Consider the following 18688-nt stretch of genomic DNA (forward strand, 5'->3'; position numbering starts at 1 on the left):
CCACCCCTGGTTCATCCCACCCCACACACCAGAAGCACCCGAGCCGGCACACCTGCGCTCCCACAACCGACGCACCATGACCGATCTACCCACCGCCGCATAACCCAAAGGCCCCAAAGCTGAAGCGCACCTTGACAACTACACAGCGAACCAGGCACCGCCACGGATTGGGTTGGCCCCACCTCTGCCGTCAGACGGCTGGAGTCAGCTCAGTTCCCACACCGCCGTGACGGTGAACCCGACGGTCTGCTGTCCTGGTGACAGCGGGACAGCCTCGGCCATTGCGCCGCGCGGCATCGGCATCGGTGGCGGGGGAGTCGACCCGGAGGCCTCCGAGATCGACACCACGTCACCCAGGTTCAGGCCCGACAGTTCGGCGTACTGCTGGGCGCGGGCCTTGGCGTCCTCGAAGGCGCGGGCACGCGCGTCACGCACCAGCTGGGAGTCGTCGGCAATCGAATAGCTCACGGAGTTGATCCGTGTCGCGTCGCCACCGGCGTCGACTATCAGAGCCAGGATGTCGGAGGCCCGGTCGGCGTCGCGGATCTTCACGTCCACCCCGTTGCTGGCGCGGTATGAGTCGATACGAGTGCCGTCGTTGTTGTACTGCGGCTGCAGCGACACCTGGCTGGTGCTGATATCGCGTTCCTCGATGCCGGCCCCGGTCAACGCGTCGATCACGGCTCGCTGGCGCTGACTGGTCTGGTTCAGTGCGCCGGAGACGTCGGGCGCGATCGCCTCCATCGCCGCCGACACCGTCAACGTGTCCGGGGTGCCCTGCACCTCGCCGGAGCCCACGACGGTGACCTGTCGACCCGTCGCCGCGGCGGGCTGACCCGTCGCGACCGGACCGGAGTTCGAATCGCAGGCGGTCATCCCGATGGCGAGGGCGCCGGCGATGGCTGCAAGGCTGACACGGACCGGCAATCGTTGCGCGAAGGTCATGTTCGCACCATAACCGTTCACGGCGTGACGAGGATCTTGCAATGCCGCTCGGGATCGGACAGATCTGCGAAGGCCCCTGCCACACCGTCGAGTCCGACCTCGCCGGTGATCATCGGGGCCACGTCGATATCCCCCTCGGCGATGGCCCGCAGCGACTCGGCGAACTCGGCCGGGTCGTAGCCGAAAACGAAATGCAGGCTGAGCTGCTTGGCGCTGGCGAAGAACGGGTGCACCGTGTCGGGTTGCATGCAGACCCCGGCGATCACCACCCGGGTACCTGCTGGTGCCTTGCGCATGACGTCGTCGAGGATGCCCGGCGCCCCCACCGCTTCGAACACCACTGCCGGCGTGCTCCGGTGAAACGGTGATCCCTGGCTCGGATCGACTGTCACGTGCGCACCCATCCGCGCGGCCAACTCACGGCGGGTGGGTGAGAAGTCGGACGCCACAATGGTTTCCACGCCACGGTAGCGCAGCGCGGCGATGATCGCGATCCCGATCGGACCGCACCCGATCACGAGCGCGGTCTCCCCGCGCTGGACCCGCGAGGTGTTCACCGCGTGCAGACCGACGGCCATCGGCTCGGTCAGCGCGGCGTGCCGCGGGTCCAGGCCATTGGGCACCGGCAGCAGCAGCGGGGCCGACAGGAGCATCCGCTCGGCGTAACCGCCGACGGTGGAGTTGCTGTAGACGATCATTTCCAGACCGGACGTTGACACCAACACCGGGACCGAGGTGACGATCGTGCCGGCGGCGGGTGCGTCGGTACCTGGGCCCGCGTCCAGTACCTCGGCGCTGAACTCGTGGCCCATGTAGACATCGGTCGCAAGATCGATGTCTGCCAGCGTGTCGGGCATGCCCTCCATCTCCGCGCCGGCCGCCAACATCTCCTCGCCATGCGAGGCGAAATGCAGGTCCGACCCGCAGATCCCGCAGGCCTTGACGGCCACCAGCACCTGACCTGGGCCGGGGACGGGTTCGGGGACATCGTCGCGGACCACCATCGCACCATCGCGCAGGACGGCGGCGCGCATCAGCTCGTCACCTTGGACGCGGAGTCGTCGGCGGCGTCGGTGATCGCGTTGACAATCGCCTGTCCCGCGCGGCCGAGCAACTGATTTCGCATACCCTTCGCCCACTCGTGGGAGGCGTGCGGAGCGGTCAGCTGACCCTTGAAATGCGGGATCACCTCCCTGGCGAACAGCTCGTAGGAGTGGTATGTCGCCGCCGGCGAGGCCCAGTCGTGTCCCAGCATCAGGAAGGTGCCGAATCCGCCCGAGCGATCCAGCAGGTCCTGGATGTAGGCAATGGCCTCGTCGGTGGTGCCTATGCAGCAATTTCCCTTGGCCGCATAGTCTTCGACGAATGCGCGGGCATCACCGGCGCCGCCGTCGGTCGCGTTGGACAGCGGGACGAAACCGGCCGCGCCGAAATAGTTCGCGAAGTCCTGCAACCCGTAGGTGCAGTCCTCGACGGCCTGTTCCTTGGTGTCGGCGACGTGCACGATGCCCAGCACCCGCCAATCCTTGCGATCGGGGACGTCGCGGCCGGATCGCTGGGCCTGGTCGGTGACGATATCCCAGGTGGTCTCGACCGCTGCCGCGCCGCCGGGTACCGACATCGACAGCGACAACAGGGAGGTTCCCAGCTGGCCGGCCAGTCGCGGACCGGACGGGGAAACCATTGCCGCGGTCGATATTTCCGGATATGGCCAGGTGTATGGCCGAACTTGGAGCGCCGCGTCGCGCAGCGTGAACCAATCGGTCTGGCGATCGACGCGTTCGTCGGGCGCCGCGCGGAACAACGCCAGGATCGCCTCGAGGGACTCCTGCATCATCCGGCGCTGGTCGACCGGATCGATGCCCATCATGTAGGCATCCGAGGGCAGCGCGCCGGGGCCCGTCCCGAACATCACCCGGCCACGGGTCAGATGGTCCAGCAGCACCCAGCGGTCGGCCACCATCAGCGGGTGGTGATAAGGCAGTGACACCACCCCGGTGCCCAGTCGGATGTGGCGGGTGCGCTCGGCGGCGGCCGCGATGAACACCTCGGGACAGGAGATCAGTTCGTAACCGCCGGAATGGTGTTCACCGAACCAGGCCTCGTCATACCCCAGCCGGTCCAGCTCCTCGACGCGGTCCATGTCGTACTGCAGAGCCAGGGTGGGGGACTGGCCGGGCGGATGGAACGGGGTGATGAACACCCCGAAGTTCAGCGGCACGCTCACGCCAGCCCCCCGAGGAACTCCAGCAGCACGGCATTGACCTCGGTCGGGCGCTCCTGCTGCAGCCAGTGGCCGGCACCCTCGAGCAGAACCTCGTAGTACTCGCCGGTGGCCACCTCCCGGACATGATCGCGCGGGGTGAAGCTCAGCACCGGGTCGGCACTGCCGGCCAGGAACAGCACGGGTGCGGTGATGGTGGTGGTGACCACCCGGCCGGCAGCCGGGTCTGTGAGCTCCCAGTTGCGGTCGAAGTTGCGGTACCAGTTCAACGGGCCGGTGAACCCGGTCACCTCGAAAGCCCGGGCATACTCGTCGAACTCCTCGGCGCTCATCCACTCGGGCAGCGGGGGTAGCGGATGGTCGGCCATCTCGTCGACCGGGCCGCCGAAGCCCTCCAGTGCGACCATCCGCTGCAGCGAGGCCCGCGGATCGGCGCCCAGCGCGGTATCGGCGACACCGGGTTCCTGGAAATACAGGATGTAGAAGAAATTGTCGCCGAAGATCCCGCGCCAGATCTGGGTGGGCGGGGCCGATGCCCGCGGGATCGGTGGAACGCTCAGCGCGGCGACCGCACGGACCCGGTCCGGATGGAACAGCGGGAAGTTCGTCACCACCGGCGAGCCCCAGTCGTGACCGATCAGCGCCGCGCGCTCGGCGCCCACATCGTCGAGCAGTCCGGCGATATCGTTGGTCAGCTCGATGATGTCGTAGTCCTCGATCGCCTCCGGACGCGACGAGCCACCGTATCCACGCTGGTCGGGAGCCAAAACGTGGTAGCCGGCGGCCGCCAGCGCGGGGATCTGGTGGCGCCAGGAATGCGCGAGCTCGGGAAAGCCGTGAGCCAGCACCACCACCGGGTTGCCGCGCTCACCTGCCTCCGTCACGCGCAGCGTCACGCCGTTGGTATCGACTAACCGCTGGGTTGGTGTGAGCATCGTCTCACCCAAGCACACGTTCCCGGCCGTGACGAGCATCCCGGCCGGGAACTTCCGATCGTTGTTCAAGCGGTAGCCTTTAGTTTCCCAACTGCGTATATCGGAAGGACCGGGTCGGCCGGCGCACCCGCGCGGCCGCGAATATCGATGAACCGAACTGACGTATGAACCGTAAGAATGTCGTTCGCACGCTCACGGCGATCGCCGTGGTGCTGCTGCTTGGTTGGTCCTTCTTCTACTTCAGTGACGACACCCGCGGCTACAAGCCGGTGGACACCTCGGTGGCGATGGCCCAGATCGAGGCGGGCAACGTCAACAGCGCCCAGATCGACGATCGCGAGCAACAGCTGCGCCTCGATCTGAAGTCCGGCAACGGTGACACCGAGAACAGCGACAAGATCCTCACCAAGTACCCCACTGGCGTGGGTGTGCAGCTGTTCGACAAGCTCAGTGCCAAGAACGCCAAGATCAACACAGTCGTCAACCAGGGCAGTGTGCTGGGCACCCTGCTCATCTACATGCTCCCGCTGCTGCTGCTGGTCGGGCTGTTCGTGATGTTCTCCCGGATGCAGTCCGGCGGCCGGATGGGCTTCGGCTTCGGCAAGTCCAAGGCCAAGCAGCTCTCCAAGGACATGCCCAAGACCACCTTCGCCGATGTGGCCGGCGCCGACGAGGCCGTCGAGGAGCTCTACGAGATCAAGGACTTCCTGCAGAACCCGAGCCGCTACCAGGCGCTCGGCGCGAAGATCCCGCGCGGTGTGCTGCTGTTCGGTCCTCCCGGCACCGGCAAGACCCTGTTGGCGCGCGCCGTCGCCGGTGAGGCGGGGGTGCCCTTCTTCACCATCTCGGGTTCGGACTTCGTCGAGATGTTCGTCGGTGTCGGCGCCTCACGAGTGCGTGACCTGTTCGAGCAGGCCAAGCAGAACAGCCCCTGCATCATCTTCGTCGATGAGATCGACGCCGTCGGTCGTCAGCGCGGCGCCGGCCTCGGTGGTGGCCACGACGAACGCGAGCAGACGCTGAACCAGCTGCTCGTCGAGATGGACGGTTTCGGCGATCGCCAGGGCGTCATCCTGATCGCCGCCACCAACCGCCCCGACATCCTGGATCCCGCGCTGCTGCGTCCCGGCCGCTTCGACCGCCAGATCCCGGTTTCTAACCCGGACCTGGCCGGCCGCCGCGCCGTGCTCAAGGTGCATTCGGCGGGCAAGCCGATCGCACCCGACGCGGACCTGGACGGGCTGGCCAAGCGGACCGTCGGCATGTCCGGCGCCGATCTGGCCAACGTCATCAACGAGGCGGCGCTGCTCACCGCCCGCGAGAACGGGACCGTCATCACCGGGGCCGCGCTCGAAGAGGCCGTCGACCGTGTCGTCGGCGGACCGCGCCGCAAGAGCCGCATCATCAGTGAGCACGAAAAGAAGATCACCGCCTACCACGAGGGCGGGCACACGCTGGCCGCCTGGGCAATGCCCGATATCGAGCCGATCTACAAGGTCACCATCCTGGCCCGCGGCCGCACCGGCGGGCACGCTGTCGCGGTACCCGAGGACGACAAGGGCCTGATGACCCGCTCGGAGATGGTCGCGCGGCTGGTGTTCGCGATGGGCGGCCGGGCCGCCGAGGAGCTCGTGTTCCGCGAGCCCACCACCGGTGCGGTCTCCGATATCGAGCAGGCCACCAAGATCGCCCGCGCCATGGTCACCGAGTACGGCATGAGCGCCAAGCTCGGCGCGGTCCGCTACGGCACCGAACACGGCGATCCGTTCCTGGGACGCTCCATGGGTACCCAAGCGGATTACAGCCATGAGGTCGCCCAGATCATCGACGACGAGGTGCGCAAGCTGATCGAGGCCGCGCACACCGAGGCGTGGGAGATCCTCACCGAGTACCGCGACGTGCTCGACATCCTGGCCGGCGAGCTGCTGGAGAAGGAGACCCTGCACCGCAAGGAGCTCAAAGCAATCTTCGACGGGGTCAAGAAGCGTCCCCGGATCACCATCTTCAATGACTTCGGTGGCCGGATACCGTCGGACAAACCGCCCATCAAGACCCCGGGTGAGATCGCGATCGAACGTGGTGAGCCGTGGCCGCCGCCGGTGAAGGAGCCCGCCTACAAGGCCGCGATCCTTGAGGCCAGCCGGGCGGCGGAAGCCAACAGGCCCGCCGACGGCGGCAACAATGGTGCCAACGGATCGGGTGCCAACGGATCAGGCGCCAACGGATCCAATGACTCCAACGGTGCGCACGGCGCTCCCGGCGGCCACGCCCAACCCGACTACGGCGCCCCCGCGGGCTGGCACGCACCGGGCTGGCCGCCGCGCGAGGGAACCGCGCCGCCGCCGTACGGGCCGCCGCCGCAGCAGTACGGTCCGCCGCCACAGCAGCAGTACGGCCCCCCGCCACAGCAGCAGTACGGTCCGCCGACGCCGGGGCAACCCGATCCCCAGCATGGGCAGTACGGTGGCCCTCGACACGGTTCGCCGCCGGGCCACTACGGCCCCCCGCCGCAGAATCCGCCACCTCCACGAGGCTGACCAGAAACGGAGCGTCGATGACGACGTCGGGCAAGAACGGCGAGAGCACGAGCGGATTCGTCCAGGCGGAGTTCGATCAGCCGCGCGCGGAAGCCGCGGTGCGGGAACTGCTGCTGGCTGTCGGCGAGGATCCCGACCGGCACGGCCTCGTCGACACCCCCGCGCGGGTGGCCAGGGCGTACAAGGAGATCTTCGCGGGGCTCTACACCGATCCCGACGCGGTGCTCAACACCACCTTCGACGAGCAGCACGACGAGTTGGTGCTGGTCAAGCAGATCCCGATGTACTCGACCTGCGAGCACCACCTGGTGTCTTTCCACGGGGTCGCCCATGTCGGCTACATCCCCGGCCGGGACGGTCGCGTCACCGGGCTCTCCAAGATCGCCCGACTTGTCGACCTGTATGCCAAGCGTCCGCAGGTGCAGGAACGACTGACCGCGCAGGTCGCCGACGCGCTGATGCGCAAGCTCGATCCGCGCGGGGTCATCGTGGTGATGGAGGCCGAGCACCTCTGCATGGCGATGCGTGGCATTCGCAAACCCGGTGCCGTGACGACCACATCAGCGGTGCGCGGTCAGTTCAAGACCGACCACGCCTCCCGGGCCGAGGCACTGGACCTGATCCTGCGCCGGTGAGCTCCACGCGCATGCGGGTGATGGGTGTCCTCAACGTCACCGATGATTCGTTCTCCGACGGCGGACTGTTCCTCGATCGAGACCGCGCCCTCGAGCACGCCCACGCCATGGTTGCCGCCGGCGCCGCCATCATCGACGTCGGCGGTGAGTCGACCCGGCCGGGGGCGGTCCGCGTGGACCCCGCCGTGGAAACCGCCCGTGTCGTGCCGGTCGTGCGTGAACTCGCCGCCGCCGGCGTCACCGTCAGCATCGACACCATGCACGAGGCGGTGGCACGCGCCGCGCTCGAACACGGCGCCGCGATCGTCAATGACGTCTCCGGTGGGCGGGCCGATCCGAACATGGCCGCCCTGCTGGCCGAGGCCGGGGTGCCCTGGATGCTGATGCACTGGCGGTCGGTGCGGGCCGACGACCCGCACCATGTTCCCGCCTATACCGACGTCGTCGTCGAGGTGCGTGCGGAACTGGTGCGCAGCGTGGATGCCGCCGTGGCGGCGGGGGTGGACCCGGCAAACCTCATCATCGATCCGGGCCTCGGATTCGCCAAGACCGCACAACACAATTGGCAACTGCTGCATGCCCTGCCCGAGTTCGTCGGCACCGGGATACCGGTCCTGGTGGGCGCCTCGCGCAAGCGTTTTCTCGGCGCGCTGCTGGCCGCACCGGACGGGACGGCCCGACCACCGGCCGGACGCGAGACCGCCACCGCCGTGGTGTCGGTACTGGCCGCCCAGCACGGTGCCTGGGGTGTGCGGGTTCACGATGTGCAGGCCTCGGTCGACGCGCTCAAGGTTCTCGCGGCCTGGTCGGGCGCACAGGAGGAGGAGCATGGCTGACCGCATCGAACTGCGGGGTTTGACGGTGCGCGGCCACCACGGCGTGTTCGAACACGAGCGCCGCGACGGCCAGGATTTCATCATCGACATCACCGTCTGGGTGGACCTGGCCGCGGCCGCGGCCAGTGACGACCTGGCCGACACCGTCGACTACGGCGGGTTGGCCCAGCGGGCCGCCGACATCGTCGGTGGGCCGCCGCGCAACCTGATCGAGACGGTGTCGGCCGAGATCGCCGAGGACGTCATGACCGACGAACGGATCCATGCGGTCGAGGTCGTCGTGCACAAACCGTCGGCGCCCATTCCGCTGGCCTTCGACGATGTCGCCGTGGTGGCGCGGCGGTCCCGGCGCGGTGCCCGGTGAGGACGGTGCTGTCGATCGGCTCCAACCTGGGTGACCGGCTGGCCCATCTACAATCGGTCGTCGACGACCTGGGGGCGCGCGTCGCTGCGGTCTCGCCGGTTTACGAGACCGACGCCTGGGGCGGGGTCGAACAGGACGCCTTCCTCAACGCCGTGCTGATCGCCGACGACCCCGCACTCGACGGTTACGGCTGGTTGCGGCGTGGGCAGACCCTGGAAGCCGCGGCTCGCCGCGTCCGCGAGGTGCACTGGGGTCCACGCACCCTCGATGTCGACGTCATCTGTTGCCGCGATGACAACGGCGTCGAATTGCTGTGCAGCGAACGCGATCTGACGCTGCCGCATCCGCACGCCCACGAACGGGCCTTCGTCTTGATCCCGTGGCTGGCGGCCGATCCGGATGCCGAACTGTCGGGACGGCCGGTCGCCGACCTGCTGGCGGAGCTGGCCGCCGAGGAGCGCGCCGGTGTGCGCCGCACCGATCTGAGCCTGGCGCGCTGATGGGACCGACCCGCGTCCGCGATCTGGCTGCGGCCACCGCCGTGACGGCGGTTATCGGCTATCTGCTCGTCATCAGCCTGTACCGGTGGTTCCCGCCGATCACGGCGTGGAGTGGGATCTCGCTGCTGGCCGTTGCCGTCGCGATCGCGGTCTGGGGGCAGTTCGTGCGCCGTCGGATCGCCGACGGCAAGGTCGGCGTGGGAGCGGGACGGTTGCATCCGCTCGCGGTGGCCCGATCGGTGCTCGTCGCGAAGGCATCCGCTTGGGTGGGGGCGCTGGTGTTGGGCTGGTGGACCGGCGTTCTCGGATACCTGCTGCCGCGCCGGGACACCGTCCGGGTCGCCGGCGAGGACACCGGCGGTGCGGTGGTTGCCGCGGTGTGCGCGCTCGTGTTGGTCGCCGCGGGATTGTGGCTGCAGCACTGCTGCAAATCCCCGGACGACCAGAACGACACCGCCGATCCGCTTCCAGGTGCGGCCGACTAGGGCGAATCGCCGCACCGGTCGACACGCTATGCGACCTGCGACCGGTACAGTCGGAGCCCATGACCGACCCCTCCCGCGGCATGCGCGTTCGGCGCGTCAACCGCAGGCCGGGGTGGGTGCTGCTGACCGTCCTGCTGGTTCTGGCCATCGTCTCGAGCACCGTGCTGGTGTTCACCAATCGTGTCGAGTTGCTGAAACTGGCTGTGGTGCTGGCCCTGTGGGCGGCGGTGGCCGCGGCGTTCGCCTCCTTCATCTATCGCAGGCAGAGCGATCTCGATCAGGCCAAGGTGCGCGACCTGAAGTACGTGTACGACCTGCAGCTGGACCGCGAGATCTCGGCCCGCCGTGAGTACGAACTGGCCGTCGAGACCCAGTTGCGTCGCGAGCTGTCCGCTGAGCTGCGCGCCCAGTCCTCCGACGAGGTTGCCGCGTTGCGTGCCGAACTCGCGGCGTTGCGGGCCAACCTGGAGATCCTCTTCGACGCCGATCTCGACGAGCGACCGGCCCTTGAGACCGAACGTCCGGCGGGCCGGGTCATCGCCAGCCGGATCGACGCCCCCGTGCGCAGTGAGGCTGAACCGCGCACCGAGGAGAGCCCGATCATCGACGTGCCTGCCGAACCGCAGCCACCCGAGTTCGGATGGGCACCGCCGGCCGAGCCCGTCGGGGGTGCGCATCGGCGGGCATCGGAGAACCCGCAGGGCGAGCAGTCCGCGCCGCCGTGGCAGCGGCGCACCACGACCCCGACCCCCGCGCCCACCGTGGTGCCTCCGCGCGTGGAACCGGTCGAACCCGCCGAACCGCTGGTGGCACAGTGGAACCCGGCCCCGGCCGACGGCCAGTGGATTCCGGCCGGTGCCCCCGGTAGCAACTGGAGCCCGCCCGTCCCGCCACCGCCAACCCCGCCGCCGGCACCGGCACCCACCCCGATGCCCGATGCCGTCGCCGAGCGGGAAGTGCGCCGAGGCCGTCATGCCAATCCCGATATGGCCGAGACGTCTCGGCGGTCCCGGCACGCGGTGCCGCCGGAGGCCGATCAGGCTCCGCCGGTGGACCCGCCGGTGGACCCGATGCCCCCGGCTCCCGCGCCGCGGCATCGCGGACCCGACGACGCGCCTGCGGCGCCCGAGCCCGAGCCCGGCGGTCAGCACAGCGGTGGCCAACCGGTCTCCGAATTGTTGTCCCGGTTGCAGGCCAGCCCCGGCGGAGGCGGCCGACGCAGGCGTCGCGAGGAGTGAGCTAGGCTCACCGCAGCCCGTGCGGTACCTGCGACGGCAGGACTGCAACGTTTCAGTACCAGCGAATCTGCGAGGTCGTCTGTCATGGTCGACGGACTGCGTCCGGCCCGGCTCAGCGTCGGCATCATCTCGGCAGGCCGGGTCGGCACCGCGCTCGGGGTCGCGCTCGAACGCGCCGAACATGTCGTCGTCGCCTGCAGCGCCATCTCGGTGCCGTCGCGCGAACGCGCAGCTCGCCGCCTACCGGACACCGCCATCGTGCCGGTGCACGAGGTCGCTGCCCGCGCCGAACTGCTGCTGCTGGCCGTGCCGGATGCAGAGCTGGCGGCGCTGATCAGCGGTCTTGCCGGCACGGGCGCGGTGCGACCGGGAACCATCGTGGTACACACCTCCGGCGCCAACGGGATCGGCATCCTGACGCCGCTGACCGAACTGGGATGCCTACCGCTGGCCATCCATCCGGCCATGACCTTCACCGGTTCCGACGAGGACATCGACCGGTTGTCCGACGCCTGTTTCGGGGTGACCGCGGCCGATGAGATCGGCTACGCCATCGGCCAGTCGCTCGTCCTTGAGATCGGCGGCGAGCCGTTCCGGGTCCGCGAGGACGCCCGCACCCTCTATCACGCCGCGCTGGCTCACGCCGGAAACCACCTGATCACCGTGGTGCTCGACGCGATCGAGGCGTTGCGTGACGCATTGCGCGGACAGGAGCTGCTCGGCCAGGAGCTCATCGGCGACGCCCCGGGCGGGCTGGCCGAGCGGATCGTCGCCCCGTTGGCGCGCGCCTCACTGGAGAACGCGTTGCAGCGCGGCCAGGCCGCCCTGACCGGTCCGGTCGCCCGCGGCGACGCCGCCGCGGTGGCACGTCATCTCGGTGCGCTCGCCGAGACCGATCCGGCGCTGGCCCAGGCCTATCGGGCCAATTCACTGCGGACGGCCCAGCGTGCCCACGCGCCTGCGGACGTGTTCGACGTACTACTCGACAACGGCGCTGCGAAGGAGACATCGTGATCGATCGCCGACCGCCGGCGTTCACGGCCGGAGAACTCAACATCTATCGACGGCCCGGCGAGATCGCCGAGGTGACCAGGGCCCTGCGCAGCACCGGCAGGCGCGTCATGCTGGTGCCGACGATGGGTGCCCTGCACGACGGCCATCTCACCCTGATTCGCCGCGCACAGCAGGTACCGGGCTCGGTGGTGGTGGTGTCGATCTTCGTCAACCCCACCCAGTTCGGCGCCGGTGAGGATCTCGACGCCTATCCGCGCACCCTCGACGAGGACCTGCTGGCGCTGCGCGCCGAAGGCGTGCAGATCGCGTTCACCCCCACCGCGGCCGATATGTACCCGGCAGGTCCGCGTACCTCGGTACACCCCGGTGAGCTGGGATCGCAGCTGGAGGGGTCGGTCCGGCCTACGCATTTCGCGGGCATGCTGACCGTCGTCATGAAGCTGCTCCAGATTGTGCGACCCGACCAGGCCTTCTTCGGCGAGAAGGACTATCAGCAGCTGGTGCTGGTGCGACAGATGGCCGACGACCTGAACCTGGACACCCGGATCGTCGCCGTGCCCACCGTGCGGGAATCCGACGGGCTGGCGATGTCCTCACGCAACCGCTACCTCGACGAACTCGAACGCGAACAGGCACTGGCCATTCCGTCGGCATTGTTGGCCGGGGCGTACGCCGCCGGCGAGGGTGCCGACGCCGCGCTGGACGCCGCGCGGGCGGTCCTGGAGGAGGTCCCCGCCATCAGCGTCGACTACCTGGAGGTCCGCGACACCTGGTTGGGGCCCGCGCCGCAGACCGGGCGGGCGCGCATGCTGCTGGCCGTCCGGCTGGGCCGCACCCGGCTGCTGGACAACATCGCGATCGATCTCGGGGTGCCGTCCGGTCCCGGTCCGGACGTCCCTTTTGACGAGCACGAATTGCCTTGGAGGAACTGATGTTACGCACGATGCTCAAATCGAAGGTCCACCGTGCCACGGTGACCCAGGCCGACCTGCACTACGTCGGTTCGGTCACCATCGACGCCGATCTGATGGACGCCGCCGATATCCTCGAAGGTGAGCAGGTGACCATCGTGGACATCGACAACGGCAACCGGCTGGTCACCTACGCCATCACCGGGCAGCGCGGAACCGGTGTGATCGGGATCAACGGTGCAGCAGCACATCTGATCCATCCCGGTGATCTCGTCATCTTGATCGCCTACGCCGCCATCGAGGATTCCCTGGCGCGCACGTATCAGCCCCGGATCGTCTTCGTCGATGCCGAGAACAAACAGATCGATCTCGGTTCCGATCCCGCCCATGTGCCGGCCGACGCCGCCGGCCTGATGTCACCCCGCTAGCCGTGCTGCTCGCCATCGACGTCCGCAACACCCACACCGTGGTCGGCCTCATAGCCGGTCCGGGGACGCACGGAAAAGTGGTGCAGCACTGGCGTATTCGCACTGAATCCGAAGTCACCGCCGACGAGTTGGCGTTGACCATCGACGGTTTGATCGGTGATGACTCCGAGCGCCTCACCGGGGCCACCGCCCTGTCGACGGTGCCCTCGGTGCTCCACGAGATCCGGCTGATGCTCGACCAGTACTGGCCATCGATTCCCCAGGTGCTCATCGAACCCGGTGTGCGCACCGGGATCCCGCTGCTGGTCGACAATCCCAAGGAGGTCGGCGCCGACCGGATCGTCAATTGCCTGGCGGCCTACAGCAAGTACAACTCACCGGCCATCGTCGTCGACTTCGGCTCCTCGATCTGCGTCGACGTGGTCTCGGCCAAGGGGGAGTTCCTCGGCGGTGCCATCGCCCCCGGCGTGCAGGTGTCCTCCGATGCCGCCGCCGCGCGGTCCGCGGCGTTGCGCCGGGTCGAGCTCACCCGACCGCGCTCGGTGATCGGCAAGAACACCGTGGAATGCATGCAGTCCGGGGCGGTGTTCGGTTTCGCGGCGTTGGTGGATGGACTGGTCGACCGCATCAGGGCCGATGTCTCCGGTTTCGGCGGCTCCGATGTGGCCGTGGTGGCCACCGGAAACTCGGCGCCGCTGGTGCTGCCGGACCTGCGCACCGTCGGTCACTACGACCAGCACCTGACCCTGGAGGGGCTGCGGCTGGTGTTCGAGCGCAACCGCGACAACCAGCGTGGTCGACGCTGATTAAGCTGGCATGTCGTGAGTTCTGATGAAGACGACATCCCCGAGCAGTATCGGATCCGTCAGGCCAAGCGTGAGCGCCTGCTCGCCGAGGGCCGTGACCCCTACCCGGTGCAGGTGGCGCGCACCCACAGCCTGAGCGAGCTGCGGGCCGCCTATCCGGAACTGGCCGCCGACACCCAGACCGGGGACCTGGTCGGGGTGGCCGCCAGGGTCGTCTTCGCCCGCAACTCGGGCAAGCTGTGCTTCGCCACGCTGCAAGACGGTGACGGCACCCAGCTGCAGCTCATGATCAGCCTGGCCGAGGTGGGCCAGGAGTCGCTGGACGCCTGGAAGGCCGACGTCGACCTCGGTGACATCGTCTTCGCCCACGGCCAGGTCATCAGCTCGCGCCGCGGCGAGCTGTCCGTGCTCGCCGATTCCTGGCAGATCGTCTCCAAGGCGCTGCGGCCGTTGCCGGTTGCGCATAAGGAGATGAGCGAGGAATCGCGGGTGCGGCAGCGCTATGTCGACCTGATCGTGCGCCCCGAGGCGCGCAGCATCGCCAGACAGCGCATTGCGGTGGTCCGCGCGGTTCGCTCGGCGTTGGAGCGCCGGGGCTTCCTCGAGGTCGAGACGCCGATGCTGCAGACGCTGCCCGGCGGCGCGGCCGCGCGGCCGTTCGTCACGCACTCGAATGCCCTCGACGCCGACCTCTACCTGCGGATCGCCCCGGAGCTGTTCCTGAAAAGATGTCTTGTCGGTGGTTTCGAGAAGGTCTTCGAGCTGAATCGGAACTTTCGGAACGAAGGCGCCGATTCCACGCATTCGCCGGAATTCGCGATGTTGGAGACTTATCAGGCTTACGGGACATACGACGATTCCGCGATCGTCACTCGTGAACTAATTCAGGAAGTCGCCGACGAGGCGTTGGGAACTCGCCAGGTGCCACTCGCCGATGGCACTATCTATGATCTTGATGGCGAATGGCAGACGCTGGAAATGTACCCGTCACTGTCGGCCGCTTTGGGGGAAGAGATCACCCCGGACACCGAACTGCGACACCTGTTGTCAATTGCCGACCGGCTCGGGGTCGAGATTCCCTCGGATCGCGGTTACGGCCACGGGAAATTGGTCGAGGAACTGTGGGAACACACCGTCGGTGAGAACTTGTGGGAACCGACCTTCGTGCGTGATTTCCCGGTCGAGACCAGCCCACTGACCCGCGCCCACCGCAGCATTCCGGGCGTCACCGAGAAGTGGGATCTCTATGTGCGCAAGTTCGAACTGGCGACCGGATACTCCGAACTGATCGATCCCGTGGTCCAGCGCGAACGTTTTGCCGCGCAGGCCAGGGCGGCGGCCGCCGGTGACGACGAGGCAATGCGCCTCGACGAGGATTTCCTGGCCGCTCTGGAGTACGCGATGCCGCCGACCACCGGCACCGGAATGGGTATTGACCGTCTGCTGATGGCTTTGACGGGGCTGACGATTAGGGAGACAGTTTTGTTCCCGATTGTGCGCAGACACTCAATCTGAGCCCATTAACGGTGCGGTTGTTGAATGAGTTCGGCACATATGTAAGCATTGCCGCAGGGTCTCGGGACAAATCTATGTATGGCCACAGAAGGGTCAGTGTGAGCTGAATGGCGAAGAAAGTTACCGTTACGCTGGTTGACGATTTCGACGGTGAAGCTGCCGCGGACGAAACCGTGGAATTCGCGTTGGACGGTGTGAGTTACGAGATCGATCTTTCTTCCAAGAACGCCGCCAAACTGCGCGGTGACCTCAAGCAGTGGGTCGAGGCTGGACGACGGGTCGGCGGTCGGCGCCGCGGCCGCTCGGCGGGTACCGGGCGGGGCCGCGCGGCCATCGACCGCGAGCAGAGCGCGGCCATCCGCGATTGGGCCCGCCGCAACGGTCACAATGTCTCGACCCGCGGCCGTATCCCGGCAGAGGTCATCGACGCATTCCACGCGGCGACCTGATCGCCGCGACGAGTTTCGATTGCGCCACGGTCGGCCGGGTAATCCACTTCGCTGACGGCGAACTCTGTGCATCCCTTTTCGGGAAACGTTCTGGCTTCGCCGCGCGTTATGTCTTCAACCGCGGCACCGAGAAAAGCACCCGTGTCGCGTGCCCACTACAGTGGACGCAAGGAGCGGCGAGTAGTTCAGCGCACGTTGCCGACCCACGTGAGGAAGAGCAGGTAACCACGGATGTTCGAAAGATTCACCGACCGTGCCCGTCGGGTCGTCGTCCTGGCCCAAGAAGAGGCCAGGATGCTCAACCACAACTACATCGGCACCGAGCACATCCTGCTGGGCCTCATCCACGAAGGTGAAGGCGTAGCGGCCAAGTCTCTGGAGTCGCTGGGTATCTCCCTGGAAGGGGTGCGCAGCCAGGTCGAGGAGATCATCGGCCAGGGCCAGCAGGCTCCTTCGGGCCATATCCCGTTCACGCCTCGGGCCAAGAAGGTGCTGGAACTGTCGCTGCGCGAAGCGCTGCAGCTCGGCCACAACTACATCGGCACCGAGCACATTCTGCTCGGCCTGATCCGCGAGGGCGAGGGCGTGGCCGCCCAGGTGCTGGTCAAGCTCGGCGCCGAACTGACCAGGGTCCGTCAGCAGGTCATCCAGCTGCTGAGCGGCTACCAGGGCAAGGAGGCCGCCGAGGCGGGCACCGGAGGCCGCGGAGGCGAATCCGGCAACCCGTCGACCTCGCTGGTCCTCGACCAGTTCGGCCGCAACCTGACCGCCGCCGCCATGGAAGGCAAGCTCGATCCGGTCATCGGCCGTGAGAAGGAAATCGAGCGGGTCATGCAGGTGCTGAGCCGGCGCACCAAGAACAACCCGGTGCTCATCGGTGAGCCCGGCGTCGGTAAGACCGCCGTGGTGGAGGGCCTGGCCCAGGCCATCGTGCACGGCGAGGTCCCCGAGACGCTCAAGGACAAGCAGCTCTACACCCTGGACCTGGGGTCTCTTGTCGCCGGCAGCCGCTACCGCGGTGATTTCGAGGAGCGCCTGAAGAAGGTGCTCAAGGAGATCAACACCCGCGGCGACATCATCCTGTTCATCGACGAGCTGCACACGCTCGTCGGTGCCGGAGCCGCCGAGGGCGCCATCGACGCCGCGTCGATCCTCAAGCCGAAGCTGGCCCGTGGGGAACTTCAGACGATCGGCGCCACCACCCTCGACGAGTACCGCAAGTACATCGAGAAGGACGCCGCCCTGGAGCGCCGCTTCCAGCCGGTGCAGGTCGGCGAGCCGACCGTCGAGCACACCATCGAGATCCTCAAGGGTCTGCGCGATCGCTATGAGGCGCACCACCGGGTGTCCATCACCGACGGTGCGCTGGTGGCCGCGGCAACACTGGCCGACCGCTACATCAACGACCGGTTCCTGCCGGACAAGGCGATCGACCTGATCGACGAGGCCGGTGCCCGGATGCGGATCCGCCGGATGACCGCTCCGCCGGACCTGCGCGAGTTCGACGAGAAGATCGCTGACGCCCGTCGGGAGAAGGAATCGGCGATCGACGCGCAGGACTTCGAGAAGGCCGCCAACCTGCGCGACAAGGAGAAGACTCTCGTCGCGCAGCGTGCCGAGCGTGAGAAGCAGTGGCGCTCCGGTGATCTCGATGTGGTCGCCGAGGTCGACGATGAGCAGATCGCGGAGGTGCTCGGCAACTGGACCGGGATCCCGGTGTTCAAGCTCACCGAGGCCGAGACCACGCGTCTGCTGCGCATGGAGGACGAGCTGCACAAGCGGATCATCGGCCAGGAGGACGCCGTGAAGGCCGTCTCCAAGGCGATCCGCCGCACCCGTGCCGGGCTGAAGGATCCCAAGCGCCCGTCGGGGTCGTTCATCTTCGCCGGCCCGTCCGGTGTCGGTAAGACCGAGCTGTCCAAGGCGCTGGCGAACTTCCTGTTCGGCGACGACGATGCGCTCATCCAGATCGACATGGGCGAGTTCCATGACCGCTTCACCGCGTCGCGGCTGTTCGGTGCCCCTCCGGGCTACGTCGGCTACGAAGAGGGCGGCCAGCTCACGGAGAAGGTGCGCCGCAAGCCGTTCAGCGTTGTTCTCTTCGACGAGATCGAGAAGGCGCACCAGGAGATCTACAACACCCTGTTGCAGGTGCTGGAGGACGGCCGTCTGACCGACGGTCAGGGCCGCACGGTCGACTTCAAGAACACCGTGTTGATCTTCACCTCGAACCTGGGTACCAGCGACATCTCCAAGGCGGTTGGGCTCGGCTTCACCCAAGGTGGTGGCGAGAACAACTACGAGCGGATGAAGCTCAAGGTGCACGACGAGCTGAAGAAGCACTTCCGCCCGGAGTTCCTGAACCGTATCGACGACATCATCGTGTTCCACCAGCTGACGCAGGACGAGATCATCCAGATGGTCGATCTGATGATCGGCCGGGTCGGCAACCAGCTGCGTGCCAAGGACATGGAGATGGAGCTGACCGACCAGGCCAAGGCACTGCTGGCCAAGCGTGGTTTCGATCCGGTGTTGGGTGCGCGGCCGCTGCGTCGCACCATCCAGCGCGAGATCGAGGACCAGCTGTCGGAGAAGATCCTGTTCGAAGAGGTCGGACCGGGTCAGATCGTCACCGTGGACGTCGAGGGCTGGGACGGCGAGGGTACCGGCGAGAACGCGAAGTTCACATTCGCGGGCCGGCCCAAGTCGGCCGGGTCCACCGAGGACGCTGATCTGGCGGCCACCGCGGCCGAGTAACGACAACTGCACGAAGCCCCCCGCCCGGAGCGATCCGGCGGGGGGCTTTGTGTATCCGCATGTGGATGACCGGCGTAGTATCCGAACTGCTCTCGACGGATGACGGAAT

The 18688-nt window shown here is 67.5% G+C and carries 18 protein-coding genes; 14 read left to right on the plus strand and 4 right to left on the minus strand.

The genetic code is table 11. The features are described from left to right. Positions 1–204 precede the first annotated feature (204 nt). The 4 genes from G154_RS06065 to G154_RS06080 form a co-directional block, all read right to left on the minus strand. Positions 205–876 carry an SIMPL domain-containing protein gene (locus G154_RS06065; protein ID WP_234713113.1) on the minus strand — a complete coding sequence of 224 codons (672 nt, stop codon included), beginning with the start codon at positions 874–876 and terminating at the stop codon, positions 205–207. Positions 877–962: 86 nt separating this feature from the next. Next, positions 963–1979, minus strand: a complete 1017-nt coding sequence (locus G154_RS06070; RefSeq protein ID WP_019512624.1) for a zinc-binding dehydrogenase — start codon at positions 1977–1979, stop codon at positions 963–965. Continuing rightward, positions 1979–3172, minus strand: a complete 1194-nt coding sequence (locus G154_RS06075) for an LLM class flavin-dependent oxidoreductase (RefSeq protein WP_019512623.1) — start codon at positions 3170–3172, stop codon at positions 1979–1981. Before G154_RS06075 ends, G154_RS06070 begins: the two co-directional genes overlap by 1 nt. Continuing rightward, a complete protein-coding gene (locus G154_RS06080) occupies positions 3169–4104 on the minus strand; it encodes an alpha/beta fold hydrolase (protein ID WP_023986366.1) in 936 nt (311 codons plus the stop codon). Before G154_RS06080 ends, G154_RS06075 begins: the two co-directional genes overlap by 4 nt. Positions 4105–4268: 164 nt before the next feature. On the opposite strand from G154_RS06080, the gene ftsH reads away from it, so the two are divergent. From ftsH to clpC1, 14 genes are all read left to right on the plus strand, one after another. Beyond that, the gene (ftsH, locus tag G154_RS06085; RefSeq protein WP_019512621.1) at positions 4269–6641 is read left to right on the plus strand and encodes an ATP-dependent zinc metalloprotease FtsH; all 2373 of its coding nucleotides are present in this window, start codon (positions 4269–4271) and stop codon (positions 6639–6641) included. Between the two features lie 17 nt (positions 6642–6658). After that, on the plus strand, positions 6659–7276 hold the full coding sequence (folE, locus tag G154_RS06090) for a GTP cyclohydrolase I FolE (protein ID WP_019512620.1): 618 nt from the start codon (positions 6659–6661) through the stop codon (positions 7274–7276). Positions 7277–7287: 11 nt separating this feature from the next. After that, complete coding sequence (gene folP / locus G154_RS06095) at positions 7288–8112, plus strand: dihydropteroate synthase (protein ID WP_019512619.1); 825 nt, start codon at positions 7288–7290, stop codon at positions 8110–8112. Further along, entirely contained in the window at positions 8105–8476 is a 372-nt protein-coding gene (gene folB, locus G154_RS06100) for a dihydroneopterin aldolase (RefSeq protein ID WP_019512618.1), read from the plus strand. Before folP ends, folB begins: the two co-directional genes overlap by 8 nt. Then, the gene (folK, locus tag G154_RS06105; protein WP_019512617.1) at positions 8473–8976 is read left to right on the plus strand and encodes a 2-amino-4-hydroxy-6-hydroxymethyldihydropteridine diphosphokinase; all 504 of its coding nucleotides are present in this window, start codon (positions 8473–8475) and stop codon (positions 8974–8976) included. Before folB ends, folK begins: the two co-directional genes overlap by 4 nt. After that, the gene (locus tag G154_RS06110; RefSeq protein WP_019512616.1) at positions 8976–9461 is read left to right on the plus strand and encodes a DUF3180 domain-containing protein; all 486 of its coding nucleotides are present in this window, start codon (positions 8976–8978) and stop codon (positions 9459–9461) included. The genes folK and G154_RS06110 overlap by 1 nt, the downstream gene beginning before the upstream one ends. 59 nt (positions 9462–9520) lie before the next feature. Next, entirely contained in the window at positions 9521–10699 is a 1179-nt protein-coding gene (locus G154_RS06115) for a DUF6779 domain-containing protein (protein WP_019512615.1), read from the plus strand. Positions 10700–10783: 84 nt separating this feature from the next. After that, a complete protein-coding gene (locus tag G154_RS06120; protein WP_019512614.1) occupies positions 10784–11713 on the plus strand; it encodes a Rossmann-like and DUF2520 domain-containing protein in 930 nt (309 codons plus the stop codon). After that, positions 11710–12645: a pantoate--beta-alanine ligase gene (gene panC / locus G154_RS06125; protein WP_019512613.1), complete on the plus strand. Its 936-nt coding sequence runs from the start codon at positions 11710–11712 to the stop codon at positions 12643–12645. The genes G154_RS06120 and panC overlap by 4 nt, the downstream gene beginning before the upstream one ends. Continuing rightward, positions 12645–13052: an aspartate 1-decarboxylase gene (gene panD, locus G154_RS06130; RefSeq protein ID WP_019512612.1), complete on the plus strand. Its 408-nt coding sequence runs from the start codon at positions 12645–12647 to the stop codon at positions 13050–13052. The genes panC and panD overlap by 1 nt, the downstream gene beginning before the upstream one ends. Positions 13053–13054: 2 nt before the next feature. Then, the gene (locus G154_RS06135; RefSeq protein WP_019512611.1) at positions 13055–13858 is read left to right on the plus strand and encodes a type III pantothenate kinase; all 804 of its coding nucleotides are present in this window, start codon (positions 13055–13057) and stop codon (positions 13856–13858) included. Positions 13859–13873: 15 nt separating this feature from the next. Beyond that, positions 13874–15373: a lysine--tRNA ligase gene (gene lysS, locus G154_RS06140; RefSeq protein ID WP_019512610.1), complete on the plus strand. Its 1500-nt coding sequence runs from the start codon at positions 13874–13876 to the stop codon at positions 15371–15373. Between the two features lie 107 nt (positions 15374–15480). Further along, the gene (gene lsr2 / locus G154_RS06145; protein WP_019512609.1) at positions 15481–15822 is read left to right on the plus strand and encodes a histone-like nucleoid-structuring protein Lsr2; all 342 of its coding nucleotides are present in this window, start codon (positions 15481–15483) and stop codon (positions 15820–15822) included. Positions 15823–16053: 231 nt separating this feature from the next. Beyond that, positions 16054–18579 (plus strand): ATP-dependent protease ATP-binding subunit ClpC, encoded by a 2526-nt coding sequence (gene clpC1 / locus G154_RS06150; protein WP_019512608.1) that lies wholly within the window; start codon positions 16054–16056, stop codon positions 18577–18579. Positions 18580–18688 lie beyond the last annotated feature (109 nt).

It is taken from the genome of Mycobacterium sp. VKM Ac-1816D, assembly GCF_000416385.1.
In the GTDB taxonomy this organism is placed as follows: Bacteria; Actinomycetota; Actinomycetes; order Mycobacteriales; family Mycobacteriaceae; genus Mycobacterium; species Mycobacterium neoaurum_A.